Below are 12,146 nucleotides of genomic sequence, written 5' to 3' on the forward strand. Positions count from 1 at the left end.
CGATAACCGCCCATTCCTCGTCGGTCAATTCATGACGGCGCATGGCAATCTCCTTTTCTGGAGATTGAATCACACACCAGCACCAACATGAACCCCGTTATGGGGACACGGCCTAGTTCCTCGTGCTTCACTCCGAGGATCTCACGGAGGAAATCGACTCTTAGCAATCGGCCGTTGACGCTCGCTTCAACCATGGCTGTGCTAGGCGAGTTCATCGTGTCTTTGTCGGGAGTTAGTACCTTTCCGCCAATCGCTTCGGTAAGCTTGCGCGCGGCACTAACACCTCCGTAGTAATCTATGTCTTTACTTGTGAACGGCTTGTACTTTGCAATCTCTGGGCGAATCGTTTCATATAGACCAGCCCACAAGAAGGTAGCCTGCCCTCCAACGATGAATGCCTCATCATCGACGGTCAGGTTGGAGATAATTTTGATGACGTCTTGAGGATCTAGCGATTCATTGTAGGCGGTCATGCAAGTTGCATGCGCACTCTACGACGGCCCAGGCTCATCTGTTCGGGTTTAAACGCCGAAAGAAAGCCATTTCGCTTGTTGAGTTCCGAGGCCTCAACCCTGCCTTCGCGAAGACGTGCAGAATCCAACTCACGATCGCGCTGCTTTTCGCGGCGGCGATCTTCGACGTTGAAATGTTCGAGCGGGCGGTTCATTAGTCTGCTCTCTAGCGATTACACTCAGCATTATATCAATTTGGTCGTTTGTACAACGCAAAGCGTTCAAATTTGGTTCCCGCGTTAACTCGACGGCACGACGACGGGTCGACTAGGATCTTACGTATGTTTGAAATCCGCGCCTTGCGGAAGGACTAAAATCTCTCGCAGTCCACTGCTCGCCTGGTTCCAGATCGGACGCGTCAATTTCCACTGCGGTATCCGAAATGATCGTCACTTTAGCAAGCTCTGCACCTTCAGCTGTCATCAAGCGTCTCGATAAGCGAAATTCGTCGGTTGTGATGTCATACGTTCCCACACGGTAAACGACTACTTTGGGCAATGTTGCCTCCATCATCTCGGCCTGCTGAAGATAGGAAGCCAAAATAGATCATCCAAGTACAAGCGGCGAATTAAGTTGCATGTTTCCAATCACAGAATAATGATAATGCCCTACTCAGGGCAACTATGGATATTATTCACGGATGAGTGGAAATCAGACCAATTCTGAGGCACTGTCTCCGCACGAATATTTTCGCCGTGCCAACGATTTCTATTGTGCGTGCAGGGTGTTACCTGATTTTAATCGCGCCTTCATGCCGATGTGGCCGCAACATACGTTGTTCGGACACGCAATAGAGCTCGTATTGAAAGCCTTTTTGCTCTCCAGGGGCGTCGATGTGAAAGAGCTGAAAAACGGTTATGGCCATCAACTGGAGAAATTGCACGCGCTCGCGGTGGAACTAGCCCTGCCCAGAGATGATAGGATCGTAAGAATGATCGGGTTCCTAGACGAGCCGCATCGCACGGCAAGAGCGCGCTATCCTAACCCGAGGGACCACGAAAAGCCGATCGCTACAGTGGAGCAATTTTATGGCGACTACGAGCGGCTAATCAGTGCAATTACCCAAGCTATGAGCGGAAGCGGGGCGTAAGGGGAACTGCTGGATTTGCTCGGAACGTAAACCTTGTGTGCGGCCCAAGAAGCAGTTTAGCGTTTAACAGGTGAGTAATGATGCGTCAGTCTGCCAACGGCGATCCTAAATTGCATACAGTGTTGATCGGTGATCCCCTTGCGATGTGGGAGAAGCTTTCCTGGGACGTCGATCAGTTCGATGACGTTCAGCGTTCATATCCAACAGAGCGGCAGCCTCTTGCATACGCGGCGTTAAACGCGTGCCTAGCCGCGAGCAGCCTCGCCGATTGGGTGGATAAGTGCTACCGAGTCGGAGCAATTAAGAAGGCCACAACGGCAGACGCGTTCAGAAGGCAGATCTATGCAAACATAGAAAACCAGGAGCTCTGCGAAGCTATCGCCAACACATGCAAGCACGGGGCCTATCGTGCGCCTGGTAAGGTGGAAATGCTTTGGCACGACAGCGACGAAGACGTGCCAGGGGGCTTCCGGCTCTATCATTCATCACCCGGCACCGCCAACACGGTTTTATCCCTTGAACTTTTTCGCGGTCTTCTTGCTGACTGGTGGAGCTTTCTCGTAGCTTTGGGCTTGGCACAGGGACCGCGCCCGACGCCGGAATGGGAGCAGAATAAGCTTCATCGAATTTTTGGCGGCCGGCTATCTGGCTAAATTCAGCGGTCGTTAACCTACGGATTGCCTCTGAGAATTCGCCAAGTGTTAGTCGATCAAGCTTCCGCATGTTAGGCACTTTATGGTCCTTCCCAGCCTTCTGCGTGTAGGTTCTGGGATCACTTTCGGTAGGGCAGGGTGGGCGGCGCTGCAGCCAAATTGTTATCCCGCGGTGATCGTGGAAGCTTTCTGTTCGAAAGGTATCGCGGTCATGACTGGCCTATTGAGATCGCGGCGCGGCTACGTCAGGATCGCTCGATAAGCCGATGCGATAGCGCCGGCCACCTGTGTGGTTCTTGGAGTTTCTTGATGCCGGAAGAAATCGAGGTCGATACCGACAAATTGCGCGAGGCGATCGACGAGGAGATCGAGAAAAAATCCGGCTCATTGTTGCGCTCGATCGCGTTGACGACAGCGTTTTTCGCCGCCCTTGCGGCTCTTGGCTCTCTTCTGGCGGGCGGCACCATCAATGAGGCGCTCGCTCTTAAGACGGAGGCCACGCAAAAGCAGGCGCAAGCCTCCGATCAGTGGGCCTACTATCAGGCGAAAAGCATCAAAGCAGCGATCCTTGAAACGCAGAGACAGCTTCTAGCCTCTGACGGGAAGTCGGCACCCGCCGATCTGGATAGGTCGATCCAAAAATATGCCGACGAGCAGAAGTCGGCCGGCGCTCAAGCCCAGGAACTTGAGAAAGCGCGTGACCAGAAGGATGACGAAGCCAACGCGCTTATCCATCACCACCACTTGTACGCTTACGCCGTTGCCATGCTGCAAATATCGATCGCGCTTGGCGCGGTGGCGGCGTTGACGAGGAAGCGGCTCGTCTGGTGGAGCTCTTCGGTGCTCGGCCTTCTCGGAGGCGTCCTTTGTGTGTGGACGTGGATGATTGGATAGCCGAGCTATGGCGCAGTGTTATGTTCGTCTAGGGAGTATGTAGTGGCTAAGGCTACCCGCGCGCGCTCAAAAAATTTGAGACAGTTCGCTTAACCATAGATTATCTTATTGAATACAAAACATTATTTTGCACGTTGAAGCAAAACAGCGAATTACTTCCGCTGGGCAGACGGATTATATTGCGCCTCTCAATGGTGAGTTTAGCGACGCCGATTTCGGGGCAACGGGCAGGCTTGCCTGCACGACGGTTAAGGTTGGTCCTGCGTTGATTTCCCCTGAAAATGCCGACAGCTCAAGCTACGATTCCCTGCTCCATTTCCTTGAAAACGGCCAGCTTTCAAGGCTTTCCGCCGTAGAAGGCCGGTGACGCTTGTCGCGGGACAGAGGTGAGCGATCGCCAGTCCTTAACCGGAAAGCACGATGGGCGGGCGTCTATTCGGATGCTAAGACATGCTTGCAAAGGAAGACTTTCTCGCGCATTCATTATCTGTACAGCGCCTCCAAAAATGAACCGGATTTAATGCCAAAGGTTGCAAGCACCAGTAAGTCTTCCCGTTCGCAAAGGCTGATCGGATATGCGCGGGTATCGACCGAAGAGCAACTCAACGACGCTCAGGTCGATGAGTTGCGCGCAGCCGGCTGCGATCGCATTTATCAGGAGCATGGATCCGGCCTGTCGCGCGCAAGACCGGTGCTCGCCAGGTTGCTGAAGGATCTCACCGCCGGCGATGTGCTGGTCGTCGTTCGCCTCGATCGACTGGCGCGATCGGTCAGCCATCTCCTTCAGGTGATCGAAGAGCTGGAGAAGCGCGGCGTTCATTTCCGCTCGCTGCGCGATCCGATCGACACGTCCACGCCACAGGGCATGTTTTCATTGCAGGTGCTTGGCGCCGTCGCGCAGCTCGAGCGGGCCCTGATCGCGGAGCGAACCAAAGCCGGCATCAAGGCCGCCAAGGCCAGGGGCAAGCTTCCGGGAAACCCCGGTCTGCGCGAGCGGCGGCCCGAGGCGATCAAGGCGGTATCGCAAGCGCGCGAGAAGCTTTATCTCGACCAACTGATCTCCTCGGCGCAGACATGGCTGCCGACCGTCAAACAGCTCCGGCCACAACATAGTTGGGACAACGTCGTGCGGGTTCTCAACCGACGCGGCCAGGACTGGAGCGTTGAGCGGCTGCGCCGGGCCGTCCACCGCATGGTGCGCGAGAAGCTGGCCGATCCCGATCTGCTGGCCCGGTCGCCACGCCGTCCGCCAGAGGATCATCTCATGAAGCTGGTCGCCGCTATCGCTATCGCCGATCCCGGGTTGTCGCTTCGCGCCATCGCGGCTCAGCTCGATCAAATGGGAGAACGCCCCGCACGTGGTGGTCGGAAATGGCAACCGTCCTCCGTCCGGGCGCTATTGGACGAAGCGCATCGCTTCGGCCTCCTTCGCACCTGAACCGGGTGCTGCGTCCGCTGCGAGCAACTCCAGATATGCTGCGGGGGCAACCGCGGCGCCGGCGCCGGCAAGTGCCGAGATCGCCATGACCTCGGTGCGGGTAAAGGTCTCGGTTGCGAGCAGTTCGGCGGTGAACGCGTGCTGCCGCTCAATTGACGAGGTCACCACACAAAGTGAGGAAGACCCCTCGAAACATGCGTTAATTATTACATAGAGATTCTATAATATACAAATTGCTCGGGTTTAGTGGGGGGTACGTCCTTGCTCGATAGTCCGGAGAAACTGCTGCGCTCCGCAGCGATACTGAATGCCATGGCAAACGCGAAGCGGCTCGAGATCTTGCTATTGCTCTGCCAGGACGAATGGGGCGTCGGAGAGCTTGCCAAAAGAGTTCGGCTCAGCAATTCGGCGCTATCGCAGCATCTTGCCAAGCTCCGCACCGCGCAATTGGTGTCAAAACGGAAACTGCATCACTCAGCCTTCTATTGTTGCATGTCTCACGATGTGCGAGGTATCCTCTCAGCTCTCGACGAACACACCGTCATGGCGCGGCACGCAGCTCAGCGCTCCAGACTCGCGCGGCAAAAACAATCGGTTTTCACGCCGCATGCCAAGCGCGAGGCGGAGTAGCATGTCAGCTTGATCGATCAAAACCAGACGGCTAGAGTATTCATGCCGTTAATCGTAAAATGGGGGGTCCCATGTCGACGGGCAAGGTTAAGTTTTTCAACACAGACAAAGGCTTTGGCTTCATCACGCCAGATGCTGGGGGAGATGACGTCTTCGTCCACGTCAGCGCACTGCAATATGGCGATGTGCTGAAGGAGGGCCAATCCGTTTCCTACGATTTGGGCCAGGACAGAAAGAGCGGCAGATCCAGGGCGGAAAACGTCAGGCCGCTCTGACATCGGGGTGCCGCGGACCCCGATCCGCGGCTGCGATCCGATCGCTTGTCGCACTGATCATCCGGCCAGACGAGCCCGCTGAGCCGAGGCGAAAGAGCTACAGAATGCCTGGATTTGCGGTATCCCACGGATTCCCGAGGACCGACGAAGATCTTCGGTACACCTTAAGGCTGATTGCCATGCAGCGGGGAAAGGATAAACTTCGTGGATCACATTTGGCTTTGGAAGGAGGCCAAGGTTGTGGACGTCTGGGTGGTGCTGGCGAACATCAAACGGTTCCAGGACATGCTGAAGGCTGAAACTGATCCCGAGAGACTATCGACACTCGAAGCGCTTCTGGCCGCAGAGGTCACTAAAATCAAGTCGATTGAGGACGTAGAATTGGCCAAGCAGGCGTGGGAGCAATATCTGAACAATGAAGGGCGAAGCTGAGGACAATTCGCGCTTTTGGGTGTCTGCGGCCCGAAATCCATCACTATCGATACTTGATCCGTATCGCGCTAAGATGCCACACGTCGAAAGCGTATGGCAATTGGAGATTAGATCCCGCCTGCGGCCGGAACCATATCCACTATGATATGACGCACCCGTATCGGATTCCCATTGTCCTGCTGAAGATGCCCATCGTGGATCGAAAGTGCGTGCTGATGAGGGGCTGCGGCTGCGAGAACCGCCGCCGCGCCATATGTATGTTGAAGCCGTTGGTTTACAGCTTCGATAATCTCTTCTGCCGGAATGGCAAGAGCATAGCCGAGCATAAAACCCCAAGCGTGACCCACTGCATATTGTCCGTTTATGAAACGGACAACTCCTTGTGTAACATAGCGTGCGTTGAGCTGACTATAGATGCTGCCGGCCCCCACGCGCTTGCATTCTATGCCAACGTAGTCCTCTTCGTTTCCGAATTGGCGCATGAACTTCAGCGTGATGTCAATTCTACCCGCGATATCTGGCCCTGCCGACGACATGTCGTCAATCTCCACCTCCCCTGATACCTCTAAGTTCGTAAGTCCTAACTCTCGCTTGATGCGCTTCATCGCCTTCCTGACGATGATGGTTATCGGCACTTCGAGAAGACCGGGTGTTAGGTGCTGGCGGGCTTCATGAGCACCCCTGCAAATAAGATTGACCACAGTGTCGATCTCGTCGTCCTCAAGCGAAAAAGATGGAACGCCCGCCGGCGCATCAACCGTGAGCCGCATGCAACGCCTTAAGCCAGTGGTCAGCGAGAATGATGTCTGCGTCGTTGAGACCCGCGGTGCGGCTCCAATACCTTACCTCGGACGGTTTCACCACGAAGAGACTATCGCCCAGGTAAAGCCGAAGGTTGCGGCGTTCGTTAAGATAGGGAGGAATCTCTGTTTTCATCCATCCCTTTAACTGCGTCGCCAGCGCTTGCAAATCGCTATCCTCACCGATCTCGATCGTAGGCTCGCGCGGCGGCGCGCCGGTACCCATCCGAAACCGGACGGCCGTGAGACCACCAGCGCCATCGACCCAATTCGCGCTAATCAGCGGTTTTGAGAAGACAGCCGCTTCCAGATGTCTTGTTCCCCGTGTCCGCAAATAACCATCAACGACACTCGCGACAGCTGACGCGTAAGCATGCAACGGCTCAGGATTGGGCGGCTTCACAAACGCCCTGCGCCGGTTTCGTCCCTCGAAGATTAACATCCGCGCCCGCTCGATGCTCTCCCGCGCAAGAACCAGTTCGAACCGATCGAATTCATAGAGTTCAGCAACCGCTTCGTCGAGCGCCTTCAGGGCCTCTGAAGATGGATCGGCTGCGGCAGTTTGCTCAGCTTCGGCAACACGCCGCAAAGTAGCCGCTTCGACCCTTTGCAGATCTGGCACGCGCAGCGAAAGCAAGTCCTTTGGCTCGACGGTTGATCGCTCCAGACCCCAGGCGCCACCCCCATAGGCAAGCTGAAATGTGGTGATGCATGAATTTAGTATGCCGGAGATAATCGGCGCCAACGTCGGGTCATGGTCAGCTAAGGAGATTCCATAGAAGCTTTCGGTGAAGAGTACGTTCCCATAGGAAAGCGAAGCACTATACCGGCCAGCCTCGACTCCTGCCTTGAAGCTTGCTTTCGGACATACGAGCAACGGCCCACGATAGATTGTTTCGCTGCGGATGCGGTGTAGTGTCGGCTGATCGAATAACGGTAGCGACGTCAAGTCGATCCTAAACGGGGCGTAGTCGTCAGGTGTCAACGTCGGAAGTTTATAAAAATATTCCGGTGGTGGGTTGAGCTTCCCCTCGACCTGGTAACCTTGGCCTCGCCCAACCGTTGAAGCAATGCCGATCTTATCTAGTATTTGTTCAAGCGTTGGAAACTCACGGTCGAGCCGCTCAATCAGCCAACTGTCGCGAACAGTGCCGAAGGTGGCGGCTTTCAGCATGGCAGGCGTTCGAAGGACTCGCTTGAGAGGGACTGTGCGCAGTTCACTCGGACCCACTTGGAAGTGCCCATTGCGAACGAAATCCGGGGTCCACGGAATGGATCCCACAAGGAGTTGGTCGGCAGTCGGCATCAACGAGCACCTAGCGAATAATAGGAGGGCTGGGCCAGTTGCGTCCGGGAAGAGATATTCTTTGCGCAGGGCAGAAAGGTTGACCAAGGCTGCCGGCTTCAGCCGCACCAAAAGCGCGGCGCGAGCTTCGATGGCGTGGTCATCCTTAGAAAAAAACGGAGAAGCCTTCATAACCATGCCAAGGCGGCCCGCTTCGCCAGCAAGATCGGCGGCTACATCCAAAAATGCCCAATCCGGGCTTCGCCGCGGGCGAAGTGCGTGAACGGAGCCCTTCTTTCGGGGCTTTGCTCTCATACTCTTGTCGAACGTCCAGGGAGGGTTTCCAACCACGGCATCGAAGGGCTTTGCAAGCAATACGTTCGGTAATTCGCCCCCAACGGTATCGGCTTCAAACAATGTTGTCCCGATCAGCTTATCGAACTTCAGGTCGCCGATGTCGCTAACCGGTTCTTCGTCAAATTCGAGAGCAGCCAGATACAGACTGAAAGCGGCGATCCCCAGCGCAGATGGGTTAATATCGATGCCAAACAGTTGATGGTACAAAATATCGCGAACGATAGCTCGTGATGCCCTTTCATTGCCGCAGCGGCGCCAAACAAGACGGCGGAACGCCTCGACCAAAAATGCACCCGAACCACAGGTTGGATCAATGATGCGAGCGTTCGCTGGCAAATTTTCGAAGATCGGGTCTAAAGTCAGATGCACGAGTTCGACGGGTGTGTAGTGTAACCCTTGCAAACGCGCCTTCTCTTCGGCGCTCGATCGCGCGAACTGCTGATAGATCGAACTGATTAGGTCGACTGGAATAGCATCGAAACGGAAGCGAAACAGGCGGCCCTGACCGTAACTCTCCGGAACTAGGCTGCGCCCTTCGATAAAATCCCGCATAAGCGACAGATGCGCGTTACCAAGACGCATACGCTCAGCGCCTGGATCGTCCATTGGGAACAGGTCACCGTTAAATGTCTCGCGTAGCCAGTCGAAGAGTTCGAACGCGCTATCAGGTGTCGACATAATTGCCGGAAGATCGGCCGGGAATGAGGCTGGCAGGAATGGCTGAGCAATGCCGCGATCGAGCAAATACCATGTAAAAATGCATCGACCAATGAGGCGTTGAGCCAGATCGCGCGCAGCGGCGATTTCAGCGGCACCATCGAGCCGGGACGCAGAGTGCGCTGGTGGCAGCTCTGTCAATCCCTGTTCGAGAGCGTTTATTTCGCTAAGCAGCTCTCGGTCGACCCGGTACTGCCGGTCAATTTTCTTGCCAATTGCACTTGACCAGAATACGCCGGTTTCAGTGGCAAGTCGACCGCACATGTCATCAAGAGCGCGTAGGCGATCCTCAGCCGCGAGATCGAATCGCTCAAGCGGCGCAGCAGCTGCGCTTCCACCCATTCCGTGTCGCGGCGAAGCATAACAATCATAGAGACGAACTTCGGTCGGAGTGATGATCCAGAGAAGCGGTGCAAGTCCAATATTCCAAGCCGCTTCATGCCAATCCGCGATATCGCTTTCGTTCGGGCTGCTGTCGCCGGCATCTTTGAATATGGCTGTTGCGCTGTTTTGTGCGATGAAAACAGCATCAGCCTCAAGCCCTATCCGTTGATCCTTCATTGCCGCCCGTAAGCGCGCCGCTTCTGGATTATCAGGTGTCACCAAGCCGGGAGCGGCTTGACGCTCCGGCCCCAGGTATCCCGTTGCCTGGAGGGCGCGAATGAATGCGGCGGAACTCATGCGCTTCGTCGCTTCGAAGATGGTTTTGTCAGAGTTGTCCCTGTCAGGATGCTGGCCGTTTTTTCGCGGCGAACCAGTCGAGCTGGGAACAGTTCGAGCTGGCCAGGCGCAGACGAGGACATCCCGAATTCCGCACTCAGAACTCTAAGGTGACTATCCAAATGAAGGATAATACCGTCGTCTTCATTCAAATGACTTGCAGCAACTTCGGTAAGCTGCCACCGATCCGGCCCATAGATGACGATGCAACTGCCCCAAAGCCGGAGGAATGAGGTGCTGCCAAAAGACTTCCGCATTTCGGCGAAAATCTTGCGATGGGCCTGAAGTTCCAAGCAGAATCGGCTTCTAAGAACCGCTGCGATGCGCAGCAGAAGCAATGTCTGCCAGCCATATTGTGCCGGTGACCCTCGACCGCGATGCAGAACGTCGGCCGGGATCAGTGCTCGCCTGCTTGTCCACTCTCGCAGCTGATTGGTGGATAGACCAGTCAACTGCGTGGCAGCGCCGGTAGTCACAAGTCTCACCATATTACTCCACTAGATCGCCATTGCAGCCAAGCCAATAGAATGGGTATCATACCCGAATTGCTCTGGAAAGCGAAAAGAGAACAAAAGAAGGACAAATTTATTCCGTCGTCTTGGAAGGCAACGCGGATCGGGAAGCTTTCTTCTGGTTGGCGACGCGCGATGTCACACGATGACCGCTACCATCATACCGCAAACTACGAAGTACGTTTCAAAGCCGATGGATGCACCTTTACGCAAAGCACAACAGGACGACTGGGACGACATCGACAAGGCCCGACGGAAAATGCGCCGCGCATTAGATGAATTGATAAAGCGAATTCGTGAGGCCTATCTCGAGGTAGATCTGCACCGTACAGATGAAAAGGCATGGGCGGCGTGGAGAGAGTTTCAGTCTGATGAGGACGAGGTTGATCTTGATCTCACCGATTCGGTTGCAAAAGAAGCGAAAGGCATCGTGACCGCGCCCCCGGGCTTCGCCGGTTTGATGAGCCGAAGTCTCTCCGTCCGCAAGCAGGAGGAGTGGAAGTGATTGATGTTCTTCGCCAACCCAATCTATAACTGCCCGCCTTGGGCGTGGCCAAGCGATCCGCTCGACATCCAAACGGGCGGCTAATTCGGGGAAGGACGCGAGCACTCCCTCGATCAGAGCACAATGCCAGCAATAGAAACTCTGCCCGGGATAAGCAGGATCCAGAAATCCGGGTTTTAGTAAGAAGAGTTTGTCGCGTTCCATATCCTTGTTCGTCATCGATGAATGAGCCCTGTCAGCGAAGCGCACCTTGGGCCCTGAAAGGACCAATGCGTCTGAATGATTTTCCACCCCTGCCGCTCTTGCTTGTAGACTTCCGTGCAGTTCCAACGCAACGCTTCTTCCGTCCCGCCCCACGATTTTCTATGTCACGGAAAACAGATGTTTTCGTCACCTGGCTGGACGGCCAGGATGGCCCCGGTACGCGCTTACAATTGATCCGCCTCATCAGCTTCGAGCCCGACATAGCTTAGCAGTTGATCTGGAGGCGCAAATCAGAAGCCAAGGTGACCGATTTTTAAATGTACCCTCAACCCACCGCTTTAAGCCTGACCTTCTAGTCAAGGACGTTTTCGGACAGCGGCATTCCAACACCTAAGCCCTTAAGACGCGATAAGCGCTCCATTCTCACCGATCCAAATGATTCCTGGGATGCTATAGAAGTAGGTCAACAAATCCAAGTCGTTTTCATCGCACGCGTTCTCTGGCCATTGGACGCGAAGGTATGCAACAATTGACTCTGGTGCCTCGTGCCAATGTGCTTCATTGTCTTGAATCGTGAGTTTTGGGTAAGGATTTTGGGGTGACACGTAGCAATCAGCTCCGGGAGCGATAAATTTGATCTTTCCAGTTTGGAGCAGACGTTCGATCAACCAGAAAAATGCCTCTTTGTTCTCATCAAATGATAAAGTTGGGTTCCAGGACTTGATCGCGCTAAACAAGCTCGAGATCCCAAGTCCGAATGCATCGCTGACGATTTCATCAATATGTTCGATTGGTTTCACCACTAGCCTCATGAAAAGCTTTTGCTCGGCGTGATTAAAATTGGAGAGTGACCCTATCGTCGCGCTTGGCACTGATCCAGTGTCTCCGGTGACGACGCTGTAGTTGACTCCGTTTATTACAACCTCCGTGGGCGCATTTCCTTTCCACGATTGGCCACTAACAGACAAAAAGTTGCGTGTTTCGCCGTCAACCATCACAGTAGATACCGCAATGGAAATACCTGCGGTAGAGGTGGCTCGGGAAATCTGGACAGCTAGGATAAGTGGAATTTCTGCCTGAGTTCGGCTTAGATGCCGGGAACAGGAGATACGATGACGAGAC

At 54.8% G+C, this 12,146-nt stretch carries 15 protein-coding genes and 1 pseudogene; 9 read left to right on the plus strand and 7 right to left on the minus strand.

What is annotated here, in order from left to right:
- Positions 1 to 29 precede the first annotated feature (29 nt).
- Positions 30 to 473: a hypothetical protein gene (locus FHX05_RS29985; protein WP_183876492.1), complete on the minus strand. Its 444-nt coding sequence runs from the start codon at positions 471 to 473 to the stop codon at positions 30 to 32.
- On the minus strand, positions 470 to 667 hold the full coding sequence (locus tag FHX05_RS29990) for a hypothetical protein (RefSeq protein ID WP_183876494.1): 198 nt from the start codon (positions 665 to 667) through the stop codon (positions 470 to 472). Before FHX05_RS29990 ends, FHX05_RS29985 begins: the two co-directional genes overlap by 4 nt.
- A 485-nt stretch (positions 668 to 1,152) precedes the next feature.
- Between FHX05_RS29990 and FHX05_RS29995 the strand changes: the two genes are divergently transcribed.
- The 5 genes from FHX05_RS29995 to FHX05_RS30015 all read left to right on the plus strand — a co-directional run bounded on the left by FHX05_RS29995 (position 1,153) and on the right by FHX05_RS30015 (position 4,587).
- The gene (locus FHX05_RS29995; protein WP_183876496.1) at positions 1,153 to 1,602 is read left to right on the plus strand and encodes a hypothetical protein; all 450 of its coding nucleotides are present in this window, start codon (positions 1,153 to 1,155) and stop codon (positions 1,600 to 1,602) included.
- An 80-nt stretch (positions 1,603 to 1,682) separates the two neighbouring features.
- Positions 1,683 to 2,255: a hypothetical protein gene (locus tag FHX05_RS30000; protein WP_246699173.1), complete on the plus strand. Its 573-nt coding sequence runs from the start codon at positions 1,683 to 1,685 to the stop codon at positions 2,253 to 2,255.
- Positions 2,256 to 2,393: 138 nt separating this feature from the next.
- Positions 2,394 to 3,149: a DUF4337 domain-containing protein gene (locus FHX05_RS30005; protein ID WP_348648367.1), complete on the plus strand. Its 756-nt coding sequence runs from the start codon at positions 2,394 to 2,396 to the stop codon at positions 3,147 to 3,149.
- A 127-nt stretch (positions 3,150 to 3,276) separates the two neighbouring features.
- Positions 3,277 to 3,516 carry a hypothetical protein gene (locus tag FHX05_RS30010; RefSeq protein WP_183876498.1) on the plus strand — a complete coding sequence of 80 codons (240 nt, stop codon included), beginning with the start codon at positions 3,277 to 3,279 and terminating at the stop codon, positions 3,514 to 3,516.
- A gap of 153 nt (positions 3,517 to 3,669) precedes the next feature.
- On the plus strand, positions 3,670 to 4,587 hold the full coding sequence (locus FHX05_RS30015) for a recombinase family protein (protein ID WP_183876500.1): 918 nt from the start codon (positions 3,670 to 3,672) through the stop codon (positions 4,585 to 4,587).
- Here the strand turns inward: FHX05_RS30015 and FHX05_RS30020 are convergent.
- A complete protein-coding gene (locus tag FHX05_RS30020; RefSeq protein WP_210295045.1) occupies positions 4,546 to 4,755 on the minus strand; it encodes a hypothetical protein in 210 nt (69 codons plus the stop codon). The two genes, FHX05_RS30015 and FHX05_RS30020, sit on opposite strands and share 42 nt — an antisense overlap.
- Positions 4,756 to 4,833: 78 nt before the next feature.
- Here FHX05_RS30020 and FHX05_RS30025 point away from each other — a divergent pair, with 78 nt between their 5' ends.
- The 3 genes from FHX05_RS30025 to FHX05_RS30035 all read left to right on the plus strand — a co-directional run bounded on the left by FHX05_RS30025 (position 4,834) and on the right by FHX05_RS30035 (position 5,924).
- Positions 4,834 to 5,217, plus strand: a complete 384-nt coding sequence (locus FHX05_RS30025) for a metalloregulator ArsR/SmtB family transcription factor (RefSeq protein ID WP_183876503.1) — start codon at positions 4,834 to 4,836, stop codon at positions 5,215 to 5,217.
- A 71-nt stretch (positions 5,218 to 5,288) separates the two neighbouring features.
- On the plus strand, positions 5,289 to 5,492 hold the full coding sequence (locus FHX05_RS30030; protein WP_113240628.1) for a cold-shock protein: 204 nt from the start codon (positions 5,289 to 5,291) through the stop codon (positions 5,490 to 5,492).
- A gap of 204 nt (positions 5,493 to 5,696) precedes the next feature.
- The gene (locus FHX05_RS30035) at positions 5,697 to 5,924 is read left to right on the plus strand and encodes a hypothetical protein (protein ID WP_113240629.1); all 228 of its coding nucleotides are present in this window, start codon (positions 5,697 to 5,699) and stop codon (positions 5,922 to 5,924) included.
- Positions 5,925 to 6,031: 107 nt separating this feature from the next.
- Here the strand turns inward: FHX05_RS30035 and FHX05_RS30040 are convergent, their stop codons facing one another.
- Positions 6,032 to 6,694: a hypothetical protein gene (locus FHX05_RS30040; protein WP_183876505.1), complete on the minus strand. Its 663-nt coding sequence runs from the start codon at positions 6,692 to 6,694 to the stop codon at positions 6,032 to 6,034.
- Positions 6,678 to 9,764, minus strand: coding sequence for an N-6 DNA methylase (locus FHX05_RS30045; RefSeq protein ID WP_183876507.1), 3,087 nt, complete (start codon positions 9,762 to 9,764; stop codon positions 6,678 to 6,680). The genes FHX05_RS30040 and FHX05_RS30045 overlap by 17 nt, the downstream gene beginning before the upstream one ends.
- 696 nt (positions 9,765 to 10,460) lie before the next feature.
- Between FHX05_RS30045 and FHX05_RS30705 the strand changes: the two genes are divergently transcribed.
- Complete coding sequence (locus tag FHX05_RS30705) at positions 10,461 to 10,820, plus strand: hypothetical protein (protein WP_246699174.1); 360 nt, start codon at positions 10,461 to 10,463, stop codon at positions 10,818 to 10,820.
- Here FHX05_RS30705 and FHX05_RS30710 read toward each other — a convergent pair.
- A pseudogene (locus tag FHX05_RS30710) lies at positions 10,767 to 11,024 on the minus strand (DUF3088 domain-containing protein); the annotation flags it as partial. The gene FHX05_RS30705 and the pseudogene FHX05_RS30710 overlap by 54 nt on opposite strands.
- A gap of 398 nt (positions 11,025 to 11,422) precedes the next feature.
- Positions 11,423 to 12,146, minus strand: a 724-nt coding sequence (locus FHX05_RS30275) for a hypothetical protein (RefSeq protein WP_210295047.1), incomplete at its 5' end; no start/stop codon positions are given.

The sequence above is a fragment of the Rhizobium sp. BK491 genome (assembly GCF_014194925.1).
Lineage (GTDB): Bacteria > Pseudomonadota > Alphaproteobacteria > Rhizobiales > Rhizobiaceae > Rhizobium.

Bases quoted from the DNA above. Each gene is read 5' to 3' on its own strand.
- FHX05_RS29985 (WP_183876492.1), bottom strand. From the start codon at position 473: ATGACCGCCTACAATGAATCGCTAGATCCTCAAGACGTCATCAAAATT.
- FHX05_RS29990 (WP_183876494.1), bottom strand. From the start codon at position 667: ATGAACCGCCCGCTCGAACATTTCAACGTCGAAGATCGCCGCCGCGAA.
- FHX05_RS29995 (WP_183876496.1), top strand. From the start codon at position 1,153: ATGAGTGGAAATCAGACCAATTCTGAGGCACTGTCTCCGCACGAATAT.
- FHX05_RS30000 (WP_246699173.1), top strand. From the start codon at position 1,683: ATGCGTCAGTCTGCCAACGGCGATCCTAAATTGCATACAGTGTTGATC.
- FHX05_RS30015 (WP_183876500.1), top strand. From the start codon at position 3,670: ATGCCAAAGGTTGCAAGCACCAGTAAGTCTTCCCGTTCGCAAAGGCTG.
- FHX05_RS30030 (WP_113240628.1), top strand. From the start codon at position 5,289: ATGTCGACGGGCAAGGTTAAGTTTTTCAACACAGACAAAGGCTTTGGC.
- FHX05_RS30040 (WP_183876505.1), bottom strand. From the start codon at position 6,694: ATGCGGCTCACGGTTGATGCGCCGGCGGGCGTTCCATCTTTTTCGCTT.
- FHX05_RS30045 (WP_183876507.1), bottom strand. From the start codon at position 9,764: ATGAGTTCCGCCGCATTCATTCGCGCCCTCCAGGCAACGGGATACCTG.
- FHX05_RS30705 (WP_246699174.1), top strand. From the start codon at position 10,461: ATGACCGCTACCATCATACCGCAAACTACGAAGTACGTTTCAAAGCCG.